Source organism: Micromonospora sp. AMSO1212t (assembly GCF_008868145.1).
Classification (GTDB): Bacteria; Actinomycetota; Actinomycetes; order Mycobacteriales; family Micromonosporaceae; genus Micromonospora; species Micromonospora tulbaghiae.
This window is the reverse complement of the sequence record NZ_WBKS01000001.1, coordinates 148,495-163,188: the sequence shown is the minus strand read 5'-3', so window position 1 is coordinate 163,188 and position 14,694 is coordinate 148,495. Positions and strand designations below refer to the sequence as shown.

Annotated in this window: 14 protein-coding genes; 10 read left to right on the top strand and 4 right to left on the bottom strand. The window is 70.5% G+C overall.

The genetic code is table 11. The features are described 5' to 3' along the window. Positions 1-26: 26 nt before the first annotated feature. The 3 genes from F8279_RS00505 to F8279_RS00495 are packed head-to-tail and all read left to right on the top strand — an operon-like array spanning position 27 to position 2,703. Entirely contained in the window at positions 27-1,214 is a 1,188-nt protein-coding gene (locus tag F8279_RS00505) for a cytochrome P450 (RefSeq protein WP_217493413.1), read from the top strand. Between the two features lie 17 nt (positions 1,215-1,231). Beyond that, entirely contained in the window at positions 1,232-1,966 is a 735-nt protein-coding gene (locus F8279_RS00500) for a thioesterase II family protein (RefSeq protein WP_091418355.1), read from the top strand. Positions 1,967-1,968: 2 nt separating this feature from the next. Then, positions 1,969-2,703 (top strand): thioesterase II family protein, encoded by a 735-nt coding sequence (locus F8279_RS00495; RefSeq protein ID WP_225853059.1) that lies wholly within the window; start codon positions 1,969-1,971, stop codon positions 2,701-2,703. Between the two features lie 28 nt (positions 2,704-2,731). Here the strand turns inward: F8279_RS00495 and F8279_RS00490 are convergent, their stop codons facing one another. The 3 genes from F8279_RS00490 to F8279_RS00480 all read right to left on the bottom strand — a co-directional run bounded on the left by F8279_RS00490 (position 2,732) and on the right by F8279_RS00480 (position 5,455). Continuing rightward, positions 2,732-3,421: a LuxR C-terminal-related transcriptional regulator gene (locus F8279_RS00490; RefSeq protein WP_091416318.1), complete on the bottom strand. Its 690-nt coding sequence runs from the start codon at positions 3,419-3,421 to the stop codon at positions 2,732-2,734. 289 nt (positions 3,422-3,710) lie between these two features. Further along, positions 3,711-4,127, bottom strand: a complete 417-nt coding sequence (gene panD, locus F8279_RS00485; protein ID WP_091416322.1) for an aspartate 1-decarboxylase — start codon at positions 4,125-4,127, stop codon at positions 3,711-3,713. Positions 4,128-4,705: 578 nt separating this feature from the next. Further along, a complete protein-coding gene (locus F8279_RS00480; protein ID WP_151498734.1) occupies positions 4,706-5,455 on the bottom strand; it encodes a maleylpyruvate isomerase family mycothiol-dependent enzyme in 750 nt (249 codons plus the stop codon). A gap of 272 nt (positions 5,456-5,727) precedes the next feature. On the opposite strand from F8279_RS00480, the gene F8279_RS00475 reads away from it, so the two are divergent. Next, on the top strand, positions 5,728-7,359 hold the full coding sequence (locus F8279_RS00475) for an Ig-like domain-containing protein (RefSeq protein ID WP_225853058.1): 1,632 nt from the start codon (positions 5,728-5,730) through the stop codon (positions 7,357-7,359). 158 nt (positions 7,360-7,517) lie between these two features. On the opposite strand, the gene F8279_RS00470 is transcribed toward F8279_RS00475, so the two are convergent. Beyond that, positions 7,518-9,059, bottom strand: coding sequence for an RICIN domain-containing protein (locus F8279_RS00470; protein WP_225853057.1), 1,542 nt, complete (start codon positions 9,057-9,059; stop codon positions 7,518-7,520). Positions 9,060-9,467: 408 nt separating this feature from the next. Here F8279_RS00470 and F8279_RS00465 point away from each other — a divergent pair, with 408 nt between their 5' ends. The 6 genes from F8279_RS00465 to manD all read left to right on the top strand — a co-directional run bounded on the left by F8279_RS00465 (position 9,468) and on the right by manD (position 14,685). Beyond that, positions 9,468-10,478, top strand: coding sequence for a sigma-70 family RNA polymerase sigma factor (locus tag F8279_RS00465; protein WP_151498755.1), 1,011 nt, complete (start codon positions 9,468-9,470; stop codon positions 10,476-10,478). 38 nt (positions 10,479-10,516) lie between these two features. After that, positions 10,517-11,368 carry a nuclear transport factor 2 family protein gene (locus F8279_RS00460; RefSeq protein ID WP_151498733.1) on the top strand — a complete coding sequence of 284 codons (852 nt, stop codon included), beginning with the start codon at positions 10,517-10,519 and terminating at the stop codon, positions 11,366-11,368. 109 nt (positions 11,369-11,477) lie between these two features. Further along, positions 11,478-12,638, top strand: coding sequence for an alkaline phosphatase PhoX (locus F8279_RS00455; protein ID WP_151498732.1), 1,161 nt, complete (start codon positions 11,478-11,480; stop codon positions 12,636-12,638). A 228-nt stretch (positions 12,639-12,866) separates the two neighbouring features. Next, the gene (locus tag F8279_RS00450) at positions 12,867-13,088 is read left to right on the top strand and encodes a hypothetical protein (protein ID WP_225853056.1); all 222 of its coding nucleotides are present in this window, start codon (positions 12,867-12,869) and stop codon (positions 13,086-13,088) included. Between the two features lie 130 nt (positions 13,089-13,218). After that, positions 13,219-13,389 carry a hypothetical protein gene (locus F8279_RS30135; RefSeq protein ID WP_013287071.1) on the top strand — a complete coding sequence of 57 codons (171 nt, stop codon included), beginning with the start codon at positions 13,219-13,221 and terminating at the stop codon, positions 13,387-13,389. 87 nt (positions 13,390-13,476) lie between these two features. Beyond that, positions 13,477-14,685 (top strand): D-mannonate dehydratase ManD, encoded by a 1,209-nt coding sequence (gene manD / locus F8279_RS00445; protein WP_091416341.1) that lies wholly within the window; start codon positions 13,477-13,479, stop codon positions 14,683-14,685. Positions 14,686-14,694: the final 9 nt, after the last annotated feature.

Here is a 14,694-nt window from a genome sequence, read left to right as displayed (position 1 = left end):
CCCGGTGCCCGGTGACCTCGGCTGCGATGGCCGTCGAGGATCCCGTGCTGTACAGCGACGGGGACTACCGTGCGGTCTGGGAGGAGATGCGTGGCCTCGACGGCCTCGCCTGGCGGCAGGTGGACGACCGGCGGGGCTTCTGGTCGGTGGTCACATTCGACGACGCCCACCGGGTCCTGCACGACCCGGAGACGTTCACCTCGGAGCGCGGCACGATGCTGTGCATGCTCGGCGTGGAGGACCCGGCGGGCGGCCGGCAACTGCCCGCCACCGATCCGCCACGGCACACGATCATGCGCGGCTCCCTGCAGAAGGCGCTCGCGATCCGGCCGATCGAGCGCCAGCAGGAGATGATCCGTGGCCTTGTGCTCGAGGTGCTCGAACCGCTCGCTGACGGCGGCCCCTTCGACTTCGCCGAGGCGATGCTGTTCCTGCCGGTGGCGGTCGGGGGAGTGGCCATGGGGTTGCCGCGCTCGGACTGGCCCCGGCTGGTGACGCTGCTCACCGCGTCCAGCTCGCCGGAGGACCCCGACTACCTGCTGCCGGGTGGGACCCAGGCGACGCTGGACAACGCGCACCGCGAACTGTTCGCCTACTTCCAGGACATCTCCCACGAGCGCCGCAAGAACCTCGGTGACGACCTGATCAGCGTGCTGATCCGGACCGAGATCGACGGGCGCCCGATGTCGCCTGGCGAGGTGATGTCCAACTGCTACAGCGTGTTGCTCGGTGCGGCCGTCACGACCCCGCATTCGCCGACCTACGTGCTCGCCGAGCACATGGGTGACGGCCTGTTGGACGAGTGGGCGGCCGATCTGAGCGTCACGCCGACCGCAGTGGAGGAGGGGCTGCGGCTCGCGTCGCCGGTCAGCCACTTCATGCGGTACGCGGTCACCGACACCGAGATCAGGGGTACGAAGATCAAGGCGGGTGACGCCGTCGCGGTCTGGTTCGGCGCGGTCAACCGGGACGCCAAGGCATTCCCGGACCCGATGAAGTTCCAGCTGCGGCGCAGGCCGAACCGGCACGTCGCATTCGGTCTCGGGCCGCACTACTGCGTCGGTCACAACGTCGCGCGCGTCACCCTCCGGATCCTGTTCGACGAGCTGCTCCGCAGGTTCACCGCGTTCGAGCCGGCGGGTGCTCCGGCCCGGCTGCGCTCGAACTTCATCTCCGGGTACAAGCACCTACCCATCGTCGCCAGGCCACGTTGACCCCTGGAGTGCTGCCGATGCCCAATCAACGGAACAAGTGGCTGCCCCGGGAACCGTCCGCCGGGGTGTCCGGGCGGGTGTTCCTCATCCCCTACTCGGGGTGTGGTGCCAGCATGTACCGCAGATGGCCCCCGCAGCACGACGGGGTCGACCTGCTACCGGTGGAACTGCCCGGTCACGAGACCAGGCTGGCCGAGCCCAACTTCGAGACCTACCAGGAGCTGGCGAAGCTGATGGTCGCCGGTCTCGAGCCGTATCTCGACCTGCCGTACGCCTTCTTCGGGCACTGCGGTTCGGCGCTGGCCGCCTACGAGGTGTCGTCGGAGATCATCCGGGCCGGGCTGCCGCAGCCCGCCCGGGTCTACATCTCCTCGCAGGTGGCGCCCCAGGACGGTCCGTTCGGCCGCTTCCTGCAGATGACCGACGAGGAACTCGCCGAGGAGCTCGCCACGCTGAGCCGGCAACTCGGCGCGGAGCCGAATCCGGCCCTCATCTCCTTCTACGTAGAGGTGCTGCGGGAGGACGTGGAGACCAACAAGCGTTACGTGGTGCCCGATCCGTTCCGGCTCACCTGCCCGATCACCGCGATCGGATGGACCGAGGACGTGGAGATCCGCCACGACACCATGGGTGGGTGGGCGTCCTGCGGCGAGACGACCTTCGAGCTGCTGCCCGGCCCTCACCACAGGTTCATCGAGGCGCCGCCGGACCTGCTCCGGCTGATGTGCGACGGCCTGGGCCGCGCGGGCTGACCGTGGACGAATTTCGCTGGCTCAAGGGACTGGGCAGGCGCGAGGACGCCGGGATCATGCTGCTGTGCTTCCACTACGCCGGGGGCAGCGTGTCGATGTTCCGGAACTGGGCGCACCTGCTGCCGCCCTCCATCGAACCGGTCGCGGTGCAACTGCCCGGCCGGGCGGACCGGTTCATGGAGACGCCCCACACCAGCATGACGACGCTCGTGGACGAGCTGATCGAGGTGCTGGAACCGATCCTGGACCGGCCCTTCGCGTGTTTCGGCGCCAGCATGGGCGCGCGGGTCTCCCGGGCCCTCGCGCACGCGCTCCGTGACCGTCAGCTCCCCCTTCCGAGGAAGCTCTACGTGTCGAGCAGCACCGCTCCCGTTCTCGAAGAGGTGGTCCGGGGATGGAACGAGAGCGACGAGGAACTCGTCGCCTACATGAGAGAGCTGGGTGGAACGCCGCGGGAGGTGTTCGACGACGACGATCTCCTCTCGGCGCTGCTGCCCATCCTGCGTGCGGACCTGACGGTCCTCGCCACTCACGCGTACCGTCCGTCACCACCGCTGAACGTCCCCGTCCACGCCTTCGCCGGCCGGGACGACATCGAGGCGTCTCCGAGCCTGATGGCGCCGTGGAGCGAGGAGACGGTGGCGGGTTTCCACCTGGACGTCCTCGACACGGGCCACTTCCTCAACGAGGTCGGCCTTCAGCGGGTGATCGACGTGATCTCACGCGATCTGGGCTGACGGACGGCGGCTCGGCCGTCGGTCGGTCTCACGCGGCTGGACGTCCGCGCCGGCCGTCGAGGGGAGCACGTCCCGGGCCCACCCGGCCTCCCCGCGGCGAGCCGGACGCAGCCGCCGTGCGACGCAGCAGGGCAACCCGGGTGAGTTCCGCCTTGTTGCCCACCCCGAGTTTCGCCCGGATGCGCTTCACGTAGGTGTCCACCGTGTGCGGACTGATCCCCAGGCGCGTCGCGATCTGCCCGTGCGTCAGGCCGCGCGAGATCTTCGACAGCACCTCCTGCTCCCGCGCCGAGAGCTCGCCCCCGACCGGTTCGGCGTGCTCCCCGGTCCCGGCGGCGCCGTCGTTGTCCCGCCGGGCGGTGGTCTCGCATCCGTACGTGACCGCCCGCACCACGGCGACGAGGCGGTCAACGGGCTCGCGCTTGCTGATCACACCGACGGCTCCGGCCTCGCGGTACATCCGGTGCTTGGCCGACGTCACCGTCGCCGTGTCGTGGAGCAGGAGGACCACGGTGAGCCGGGCGATTTCGGCGACGTGCGACAGGTCCCGGTCCGACCGCAGCACGTCGGTGTCGATCAGGACGGCGTCGGCGGACCACAGGATCTCAGGGTCGGACAGGGTCCTCGCCACGGTCGCCGCGATTCCGGCGATCGCGAGGCCCTCGACGAGGTCGGCGCGATAGGCCGCTGAGTTGACGAGAAACTGGACCTGGGTCACGGTTCCCCCGAATTCAATGTGAGCAGACGTGCGGCACTGCGGTAACTCGCATAAATGTTTCCAGCGGGTGGCAGCTCGCGGCGGAGCGGCTCTAGATGCAACAGCCTGCCATCGGGGGTGCGGATTCGCATTCGCTGGTCGTGGAAAATCCAGATTCTACGTGCGGTGATTACCTTCTTCGATCGGCGGTAATTATTCTGATGACCGGCGTGGCCGTACTGGCGAGGTATCGCGGCTGCGGCCGGCCGCCGGCGCGCCCGGCGGTGAGCGGGACCGTCGACGAGACGGGTCACCGAGCGACGACATCACCGCGTACGGTCCTGGTGCCGGGCACGGGTGCGGCGAGGTCCGCACCGGTCCCGAGCGCCCGGTTGTCCTGGTCCACGAAGACCACCCGCGCCTGGTGGTGCGCGATCTCGGCTTCCGAGAACACGCCGTAGGCGATGATGATCACGATGTCGCCAGGGGCGATGAGCCGCGCGGCCGCGCCGTTGATGCCGACCACGCCGCTGCCGGGCGGGCCTTCGATGACGTACGTGGAGAGCCGGTTGCCGTTGTTGATGTCGACGATGTCGACCCGCTCACCGGGCAGGAGGTCGGCGGCCGTCATGAGGTCCCGACAGAGCGTCAACGACCCGACGTAGTGCAAATCGGCCTGGGTGACCGTGGCACGGTGAATCTTCGATCTCAGCATGGTGCGCTGCATGGTGACCCTTCCGCTGGAATCAGCTGCGGTGAGAGAGGCGTCGGCGGGTTCCTTGCGGAGACGGGCCGGCCGCCGTTGGATGGACCGGCGCCGCGCCATGGGACTCCGGCGGACAGATCGCAGGAATCCTGAGCCGGTCAGCAAACTCGCCCCATCCGAGTATCGCCGGTCCTGCCATGGTCCACAAGGCTTGAGGAATCGACGGACGACTTCTCCACAATGCGTTCTCGTCGCACGCAACCATTACCCCGGGAACCAGCGGGCGGTCGAAGTTGCCGTGTTCGGTACCCGGTGCGCGGCGTTGCGGGAACACGGCCGGAACCGGTGTCCGGCAGAGGCGTCCGCCCGTGTCGTCGGCGGACCGACGGGTAGCGGACGAAGATGACGCCGGCCAGCAGAGCCATGACCGCCGGCGAGGCCGCCCGCGCTGCGCGATGCGGCGTACCTGCTGCGACGTCGCGCATCGGGCGGCACGTTGCGACACGGGCGTCGGGGTGGGGCGAAGCGTTCGGTCGTGTCGACGAGCGGGTGGGAGCCACGGTGGGCGGCGCCGGGATGACCCTCCCGGGACGACCGCGTCAGTTCCAGGTGATCGTGGCCCGTGTCCGCCAGAGACCCAAGACGGCCGCGTCCCCGCGTAGGTCAAGGCGTTCGGTCCCGCTCCGGTTCCACAACAACAGGTAGAGCTCCGATGCAGTTCCCACGATGGTCAGCTGGGCCGGCATCTCACCGGCGACCAGGCGGCGTCCGGCCGGCTCGATGTGGAAGGTCCATCCCGCGTCGATATCAGTGGGCACCAGGGCCATGCTGAGGGGTGGATCGGCCACCAGACGCCCACCGGGCCGGCCGAAGAAGCCGCTGAGTAGTTCCTCGATGCCGTCGGCGGCGAAGGACGGGTCCCAGTACGGAACCGTGGAGACGGCCGACTCGGCATCGGCGCGGTGTACTGCTGTCTCGTGAGCCTGCCGCCGTGCCCAGAACGCCAACGGCGAGGGTGCGGGCAGAAACGTCCAACACTCGACGCTCTCGTCAGCCGCTGCCAGCGTGTCCACGAGTGCGCGGTGGCTCTCCCGATACCGGTCCAGCAGTTCGTCGTCATCGACTGCGGCGAAGAACTCCGCCTCTTCCCGAGTGGAGAAAGGCTGACGGCGTCTCGTGATCACGTGGGCCATGGCCCAGCGATGGACACCGCCGACATGGCGCAGTAGATCACGGACCTGCCATCCAGGGCAGGTGGGCACGAGTGCGTCCATTCCCGCCCGGTCCGCCGCCTCTGCCAGTCGGACGCCTTCCTCATCCAGCGCGGCAATGTGCTCGGCGATACGCATGACGGGAGCGTCCCACGCGCCACCTGCCCTCCGCCAGACGGGCGTCGTGCCATGGATGGCTACTCCTTTGCCGCGCTCCGCGTGGCTGTGCAGCAGTTGGAAGGTCGGTGTCGGCTGGGCCTTTCGGGAGCCCGCTCGAGATGAGCGGGCTTGCAGGCCTGGGCGGAGCTCATGCCGTTCCTCCGCAGCCCGCGGCACCGCGGTATTGACAGACCGTGCCCCGGCCGCTGAGGCTGTGTGAAGCGATACGTATCGATGAATGCGGGGGCATGATGCGACGCAGGATCCTCGCGCTGGCCACGGCCGCCGCGGTCGTCGTCGGCGGGGCCATGACGATGGTGCTGGGGCCGGCCTACGCCGCGACGGCGTGCACGGTGGACTACAAGATCACCCGGGAGTGGTCCAGCGGCTTCTGGGCCGAGCTCACCGTCACCAACCTGGGCTCGCCCGTCACCGACTGGTGGCTCCGGTTCCGGCAGGCCAACGGCCAAACGATCACCATGGGCCTCGACCGGCTGCCGGACGGATACACGCTCGGCAGCGGCGAGTTGTACCCGGTGACCATGCTCCGCCCGCCGGCGGGGTCCACGCTGCCGACCGGCGCCTCGGTGACGGTGCGGTTCGGCGGCAACTTCCGGGGCGCCGACCCCGAGCCGACCGACTGGGTGTTGAGCGGCCAGCCGTGCAACGCGGACGTCGCCAGCCCGACCGGCTCGTCGCCGCCGGCGGCCTCGGGGAGCCCGCAGCCCAGCCCGCTGCCGGGCGGGCCGTCGGTGGCGCTCACCTCGCCCCTGCCCAACGACTTCTTCGCCGCGCCGGGCGTCATCCCGATCCGTGCGGAGGTCACGGCGGCGGCCGGCCGGCGGATCGAGCGGGTCGAGTTCCGGGAGCGCGGCACGTTGCTCGCCGTGGACACCACCGCGCCGTACGCGTTCGACTGGCGCGGTGTGCCGCCGAACAGCGGTACCCGCGTCACCGCCACCGCCTACGACAGCGGTGGCGCCCAGGCCACCGCCGAGGTCCGCGGCGTCCGGGTGCTCCCGCCGCCGGCGCCCGGTGCCGCACCCGCGCTGAAGGCGTTCGGCAACCGCATCCTCACGGTCACCGCCGACCCGAGGCCGTACCGGCCACGCGGAATCGTCCGGTCGGCCGTGCCCGGCGAATGCGCGTGGGGACCGATCCGCTGGGACGGCCCGGTCGACGACGCGTCCGTAGGCGCGCTGCGGGCCCGCGGCGTCAACGCGGTGCGGATCGTGCTGAGCGACGCCTGCTACGTCTACACCGGCAGCCCTGCCGACAGGCATAACCGCGTCGGCTACCTCGACGAGGCGGCCCTGTACGTCGACCGGCTCGTCCGGGCCGGCATCACACCCGTCGTGTCGCTGCACCAGAGCGACGTTCTCGCCACCCGCTCTTTCTGGAGCGCGGCGGCGGAGGTGTTCGGCGACGACAACGCAGTCGTCTTCGACATCTCGTCCTACGACTTCCCGGCGGCCGGTGGCGCAGATCCCGCGGTGGTCTGGACCTGCTGGCGCGACGGCGGCACCGCGTGCGCCGACGCCGGCCTGCCGACCTTCGGCGTGCAGGAGCAGATTCGCCTGCTTCGCGTCCAGGGCTCGTTCAACCTGGTCCTCGCCGCCGGGATCGACGGCGGCAACGACCTGCGCCGGTGGCTGGAATACCGCCCGGCCGACCCGGACGGCCGCAGCGTGGCCGCCGCCTGGCGCGTCGACGACCGCTCGGCCTGCGCCACGCCGGCCTGCTGGCGGTCGACCCTGCTCCCGGTCGCCGCCCAGGTACCGCTGATCGCCACCGACGTCAGCGCCGGCTCGGCGGGGCCGACGTTCGTGCCGCGGACGGTCACCTGGCTCGACCAGCACGGCATCGGCCACCTGCGCCGGTGACCGGTCGGGGGTGAGCCACACCGACAGCCGCGCGTCCGTGAGCTGGGCGCGACCGCGCGGAATCCGTGCGGTCCGGCACGCCCGCTGCCGCAGGCGATCTTCCGGGTGCGGGATCTCGGGCACACCGCAGGGGTGGGGCTCTTCCGGGAAGGGGTCCGTCAGGCGGTCGTACGCGACCACTGCTGGTTGGCGCCGGTGTTGCACGTGTACTGCTTGAGGACGACTCCGTCTGCGGTGGATGCGGCCGGTACGTCCACGCATTTGCCGCTGTGTCGTGCCCGCAGCTGGAAGTAGCTGCCGTTGGCGACGATCTGGAACTGCTGATTGCTGCCGGTGCCACAGGTGTACTGGATCAGCTCGGCGCCGTCGGCGGTGGACGCGCTCACCACGTCGAGGCACTTCCCGCTGTTGCGGCTGACGAGGCGCCAGTAGCCGCTGCCGGCGTCCTGGAACTGCCACTGCTGCCACGCATTGCCGTTGTACGTGTACTGGCCGACGCGCGCGCCGTTGTCGGTGTTCGGTTGTTGGACGTCCATGGCCTTGCCGCTGTGCCGCACGGTGATCCGGTAGAACGTTCCCGTCGACGGCGGGGGCGTCGTGGGGCCACCCCCGATGGTGTCGCCCCACCCGTACCGGATCTGGTCGGCGCCGGAGGTGTTGCGGACGGTCAGGTTGAGGTCGGTGCCGCTACCGCTGAGCGAGTACATCGAGTACCAGTCGTAGCCGATGGTGCCGGGCTTTCCGCCGAGGGCGGGCCAGTAGGTGCCGCCCATCCGGTTGTCGCGCATGACCTGGGCCATGGCGCGGATGTGGCGGACGAAGTTGTCGGTGCTGTTCGCGTCGGCGTAGTTGCGGCCGTCGTTCATGGGTGCGCCGAACTCGGTGGCGACCGCCCGCGACGCGCAGTTGCCGAGGCGGGTCTGGATGTGGCTCCGGAAGGCGTCGTAGGTCATCTCGCCGTAGAAGAAGGCGTAGTGGTGGAAGGACAGCAGCGTCGAGGCGAAGCGGGTGTCGTTGCAGACGTCCCGCAGGTCCTGGCTGAACCCGGTGCCCCCGACGAGCACCCGGCTGGGCGCCGCCGAGTAGTGGTAGCTGAGCCAGTTGGCCGCGACGTCGCGCCACTCGGTCGAGCTGTAACCGTGGGGCTCGTTCATCGGCTCGAAGTAGACGTTGGGGTTCGAGCCGTACGTGTTGGTCACCGTGGACCACATCGCGTTCCACGCGGCGAGGTTCGTGATCCTGCCACCGGAGGCGGCGCCGTCCTCCCAGTAGGCGAGGATGACCTTGAACCCGCGGGCGGTGGCGGCGTCGACGGCGCCTCGGTAGGCCTCCCACCACGCCGTCCCGACCGTGTGGGTGTTGATGGGCAGCCGGACGGTGTTGACGCCCATGGTGGAAGCCATGTCGTCATAGAGGGCGTTGGCCTTGGCCCGGACCGTCGCGTTGCTGTCGGAGGAGCTCAGGCCCTGCACGACGAGAGGGCCGGTGCTGAAGTTGTCACCCAGCACGGCCCAGTTCATGCCCCGGAACTGGTTCGTGGCGGCAACGGCCGGCGCCGACATGACGACGACGCCGCCACCCATCGCCGTCATGGCGGCCACCAGCACGATCAGCAGCCGGCGAATCGACCGGGTGCTCGGCGACGGTCCGGCTGCGTGGCCCCGCGGCGACGCGGTCCGCGTCGAGAATTGGTCAGTCACCGGTCTGGCCTCTCTGGGTTCGGATCAGACTGATCGACGAAGCCTCTGCTGCTCGTCGGGAGCCCAGCTTCGTTAGCGCTAACATCGCTGACTCGTGCTCGACCCGGAGGGCTTCGCGGTCTGGACGTAGTTGCGTGCCATCAGGGCAGCTCCGGCGCCTCTCGCCGAGGCGAGCAGATGTGTTCTGGTTGTTAAGTGCGCGTTGCAGACAAGTGTTAGCGGTCTCACCGGGAGAGTCAAGGAATCGACCAAGGTCGTTCCCTCTGTGTCCTGGCCCACCGGTCCCCGCCGGTGGGGAGCAGAGACCGGGCACCCGGGACGGTGCCCGGCACTAGATTGAGGCGGGTGAGCCAGGGCGAACCATCGGCGGAGGCCGGTCCGTCGGGCGAGGACGTGACGGCGACGCTGCTGGCAGCGGCGCGTGCGGGCGACGGCGCGGCCTTCAGTCGTCTGGTCGCACCCCTGCGGGACGAGCTGCGTGCGCACTGCTACCGGATGCTCGGTTCCTTCCACGACGCGGAGGACGCGGTCCAGGACACCATGGACCGGGCATGGCGAGCAGTCGGCCGGTTCGAGGGGCATGGGTCGATCCGGCCGTGGCTCTACCGGATCGCCACCAACCGGGCACTGTCTCTCCTCCACTCGCGCGGGCGGCGTGAACTGCCGACCGATTTCACCGCCCCGGGCGTGTCCCGGGCCGAGGTGACCTGGCTCGAACCGTATCCGGACCGCCTTGCGGCCCCGTCCACCGCACGGGATCCGGAGACCCACGCGATGGCGAGGGAGACCATGGAACTCGCGTTCGTCGCCGCGTTGCAGCATCTGCCGCCGCGGCAACGTGCCGCTCTGCTGCTGCGTGACGTTCTCGGCTACTCCGCCGAGGAGACCGCCGGGATGCTGGTCACCACCGTCGCCGCGGTCAACAGCGCGATGCAGCGGGCCCGCCGGATCGTCGCCGGGCTGACGCCGTCGAACAGTCAGCAGCGGATCCTCGCCGACGTGGGCGACGCGGGGCAGCGGGAGGTGGCCAGGCGGTACGCCGCGGCGTGGGAATCCGGTGACGTCGAGACGATCGTGGCGATGCTGACGGAGGACGCGCGGTACTCGATGCCGCCGCTGACCGTCTGGTACGAGGGCCATGAGCAGATCCGCGGTTTCCTGGCCGAGGTGACGGGTGGGCGGAGGTGGCGGTTCCTGCCGGCGAGTGCCAACGGGCAGCTCGCGTTCGGTACGTACCTGTGGAACGACGCGGCTGCCGCCTACCTGCCGGCGGGGTTGGACCTGCTCGTGCTGCGGGGGCGCCGGGTGGCCGAGGTCGTCTCGTTCCTCGACGCGCGCCTGCCCGCCTTCGACCTACCGGATCGGCTGCCGGAAAGTTCGCGTGGAGGCGATGAGTTCGCGGTTCGGCCGGGGTTGTAGTCCTGACGGGTTCACCAGCCACGAAGGGCAGAGCCGACATGCCGAGCAACGAAGAACAGATCCGGGCCCTGGTCGAGCGCTGGGCCGCCGCGGTTCATGACGGGGACCTCGCCGGCGTCCTGGCCGACCATGCCGAGGACATGGTGATGTTCGACGTGCCACCGCCGTACGAGGGCGTGCGCGGGTTGGCCGCCTACCGGGAGATCTGGCCGCCGTTCTTCAGGTGGCAGGCGCAGGGCGCGTCGTTCGAGATCGAGTCGCTGGACGTCGTCGCCGGCGAGGACGTCGCCTTCGCGTACGCGCTCCTGCGCTGCGGTACGGCGGCCGACCTCGCCGCACGTCCGTCGGACCGCCTGCGGCTGACGTTCGGCCTGCGCAGGCGGGAGGGCCGGTGGGTCGTCACCCACGAACACCACTCCTTCCCGCTGGCCGATCCCGCCGCCGAGCCGACCCTGGACGCGACCACCGCCGAGGCGGAGGTGCGCCGGCTCCACCAGCGCTGGTTCGAGGGCACCGCGGCCAAGGACCTCGATGCCCTGATGGATGCGGTCGCCGATGACGTGGTCTCGTACGAGCACGACCAGCCGCTGCGACACGTCGGCGTGAACGCGGTCCGTGAGGTCTGCGCGGCGGGTCTGGCGGCGTCAGGTGACGGATCAGTCGCCTGGGACGTGCCCGACCTGACGATCGTGGTCGACGGGGACCTCGCCGTCGCGTGGGGCCTCAACCGCGTCTCGGTTCGCCCGAACGGGGGTCCGCCGATCGAGAGCTGGTCCCGGGGCACCCGGGTCTTCCAGCGACGCGACGGGGCCTGGCTGATGACCCACCAGCACCTCTCCTACCCGTACGACCCCTCGTCGGGGGAGGCACGGACGGATCTGCGCCCCTAGCGGCGCGGGCACGACGTCGCACACCGAGCCGTCCATCGACGTTCATCCAACAGTTCGGAGTGCGTAAGCTCCGCACGGTCGGATCTGGGGAACCTACGGAGGAGGTTCCATGGATCGTCGAGCGATGTTGCGGGCCACTGTTGTCGGTGCGGGCGCCCTCGCCCTGCCGTTCACGGCGTGGTCGGCCGCGTACGGAGCGCCGGCGCAGAACGCGGGGGGGCCCTACGGTGGGCTTCAGGCCGCCGACGCCAACGGCATCCAGTTGCCGGCCGGGTTCACCAGCTCGATCGTCGCGCGTTCCCGTCGGACGGTGCCGGGGACGTCGTACACCTGGCACGACGCTCCGGACGGCGGCGCCGTGTTCCCGAACGGCTCCGGCTGGATCTACGTGTCGAACTCCGAGGTGGCGGCCGGTGCGGGCGGCGGCGCCTCGCGTCTCGTCTTCAACTCCGCCGGTTCCGTGGTCGGGGCGTCGCGGATCCTCTCCGGCACCGACAGCAACTGCGCCGGGGGCAAGACGCCGTGGAACACCTGGCTCTCCTGCGAGGAGGTGTCCCTGGGCCGGGTCTTCGAGACGTACCCGCTCGGCGGGACCGCCGTGGCGCGTCCCGCGATGGGCCGGTTCAAGCACGAGGCGGCCGCGGCCGACCCGGTCCGCCGGGTCGTCTACCTGACCGAGGACGAGACCGACGGCAAGTTCTACCGCTTCGTGCCGGCCACCTGGGGCGACCTGTCCGCCGGAACCCTCCAGGTCTTCCGCGCCGGCACGGCCACCTCCGGCACGTTCACCTGGGCCACGGTGCCCGACCCGGACGGCTCACCCACGCCCACGCGGCAGCAGGTGTCCGGCGCGAAGACGTTCAACGGTGGCGAGGGCTGCCACTACGCGGACGACACCGTCTGGTTCACCACGAAGGGCGACAACCGCGTGTGGCAGGTCAACCTGGCCGCCGGCACGTACGAACTCGCCTACGACGACAACCTGGTCAGCCCCGGCACCGCTCCGCTGACCGGCGTCGACAACATCACCGGGTCCACGGCCGGTGACCTGTACGTCGCCGAGGACGGCGGCAACATGGAGATCTGCATGATCACGCCGGACGACAAGATCTCCGTCTTCCTGCGGATCACCGGACAGAGCGGTTCGGAGATCACCGGGCCGGCGTTCACCCCGGCGGGGGACCGGCTGTACTTCTCGTCGCAACGCGGCACGACCGGCTCGTCCTCCGGCGGCATCACCTACTGCGTCACCGGGCCGTTCCGCCGATGACCGGCTCCCGGCGCCGCTGACCGGCGCCGGCCGCCCGGTGAGGGACGCCCGGCCTTCACCGGGCGCCCCTCGCCGACGCGCTCCGTCGGGACGACCGGTCAGACCGCGCGGTGCGCCTCGGTCAGCGCGCACAGGCAGTACGCCGCGAAGCCGCGCACGATCACAGGCAGCAGGCCGCCGCGACGGCGCCTGGAGGGCTGCGGCCGGCGTCGTGATCCAATGACGCGCATGGTTCTCCAGCGGATCGCCGCCGGCCTCCTGTTGCTGATCGGGTTTCTGGCGATGGCGGCCTCGCACACCTTCCCGTTCCTCGACGATCTCTCCGAACCGGCCGAGGTCGCGGTCGCGATCGGGGGCGCGGCGTGCCTGTCGGCGGGGGTGTGGCTGTGGTTGCGCAAGCCGGCGGACCGGTCGTCCGCGCCCTCGGCCGGCGACGGTGAGAGCCCGTGACGGCGCATGCGTCGAGGGCAGCAGAGGGCCGGCGCGACAGCCGGAAGATCGGCGGGCGGGCGCGCCGCCCGGGAAAGCCGGCGAGCGCGCTCGGCGGGCGGTCCGGGCGGTGGCGTCGGATACTGGGCCGATGACCAACCCCGACCTCGATCCCGAGGTGTACCCGCCGATCGACCCGCGTGAGGACGTGCCGGACGACCCCGGCGAACTCCTCCCGGACACGCCCGGCGAACTGCCCGAGGCGCCGGTCGAGCCGATGCCCGACGACGGGGAGCCCGGGGGCGTACCCGAACCGGCCTGACCGGCCCGGCCCGCACCGACCCCCTCATCGATCGATGATGATGGATAATCCTGTGGTGACCGGCGCGCCGACCGCAGGGGAGACCGGATGAGAATCGTCGATGCCCGGGTCATCGTGACCTGTCCCGGCCGCAACTTCGTGACCCTGAAGGTCGTCACGGACGAGGGAGTCACCGGCGTCGGCGACGCCACCCTCAACGGCCGGGAACTGGCCGTCGCGTCCTACCTGCGCGACCACGTCGTGCCGCTGCTGATCGGGCGCGACCCGGCCCGGATCGAGGACACCTGGCAGTACCTCTACCAGGGGTCGTACTGGCGGCGCGGGCCGGTCACGATGAGCGCCGTCGCCGCCGTGGACACCGCGTTGTGGGACATCAAGGGCAAGGTCGCCGGGCTGCCGGTCTACCAGCTGCTCGGTGGCCGGTCCCGCGAGGGCGTGACCGTGTACGGACATGCCAACGGCGAGACCGTCGACGAGGTGCTGACCGAGGTAGCCCGTTTCGTCGACCTCGGCTACCGCGCGGTGCGGGTGCAGTGCGGCGTGCCCGGCCTGCCCCGGACGTACGGCGTCAGCGCCGACAAGATGTTCTACGAGCCCGCCGACGCCGCGCTGCCGACCGAGACGGCCTGGTCGACGGAGGCGTACCTGGCCCACGTGCCGAGCGTGTTCGCCCGGGTCCGCGAGGAGTTCGGGCCCACCCTCCGGCTGCTGCACGACGTGCACCACCGGCTCACCCCGATCGAGGCGGCGCGGCTCGGCAAGAGCCTGGAGCCGTACGCGCTGACCTGGATGGAGGATCCCGTCCCGGCGGACCTGCAGGAGGGTTTCCGGCTCATCCGCTCGCACACCACCACGCCGATCGCCGTCGGCGAGGTCTTCAGCAGCATCTGGGACGCCGCCCAGCTCATCCGGGAACAGCTCATCGACTACGTCCGTACCACTGTGGTCCACGCCGGCGGGATCACCCACCTGCGACGCATCTTCGACCTCGCCGCGCTGCACCACGTGCGCAGCGGCTCGCACGGCGCCACCGACCTCTCCCCGGTCTGCATGGCCGCCGCGCTGCACCTGGACCTCGCCATCCCCAACTTCGGCCTGCAGGAGTACATGCGGCACACCGAGGCGACCGACGAGGTGTTCCCGCACGGCTACCACTACGACGGCGGCTACCTGCATCCGGCCGAGACACCGGGGCTCGGGGTGGACATCGACGAACAGGCCGCGGCCCGCTACCCGTACGCGCCGGCCTACCTGCCGGTGAACCGGCTGACGGACGGCACCGTGCACCCCTGGTGAACGCGCCGG

Bases quoted from the DNA above. Each gene is read 5' to 3' on its own strand.
- F8279_RS00505 (WP_217493413.1), top strand. From the start codon at position 27: ATGGCCGTCGAGGATCCCGTGCTGTACAGCGACGGGGACTACCGTGCG.
- F8279_RS00500 (WP_091418355.1), top strand. From the start codon at position 1,232: ATGCCCAATCAACGGAACAAGTGGCTGCCCCGGGAACCGTCCGCCGGG.
- panD (WP_091416322.1), bottom strand. From the start codon at position 4,127: ATGCAGCGCACCATGCTGAGATCGAAGATTCACCGTGCCACGGTCACC.
- F8279_RS00480 (WP_151498734.1), bottom strand. From the start codon at position 5,455: ATGCGTATCGCCGAGCACATTGCCGCGCTGGATGAGGAAGGCGTCCGA.
- F8279_RS00475 (WP_225853058.1), top strand. From the start codon at position 5,728: ATGCGACGCAGGATCCTCGCGCTGGCCACGGCCGCCGCGGTCGTCGTC.
- F8279_RS00460 (WP_151498733.1), top strand. From the start codon at position 10,517: ATGCCGAGCAACGAAGAACAGATCCGGGCCCTGGTCGAGCGCTGGGCC.
- F8279_RS00455 (WP_151498732.1), top strand. From the start codon at position 11,478: ATGGATCGTCGAGCGATGTTGCGGGCCACTGTTGTCGGTGCGGGCGCC.
- F8279_RS00450 (WP_225853056.1), top strand. From the start codon at position 12,867: ATGGTTCTCCAGCGGATCGCCGCCGGCCTCCTGTTGCTGATCGGGTTT.
- F8279_RS30135 (WP_013287071.1), top strand. From the start codon at position 13,219: ATGACCAACCCCGACCTCGATCCCGAGGTGTACCCGCCGATCGACCCG.
- manD (WP_091416341.1), top strand. From the start codon at position 13,477: ATGAGAATCGTCGATGCCCGGGTCATCGTGACCTGTCCCGGCCGCAAC.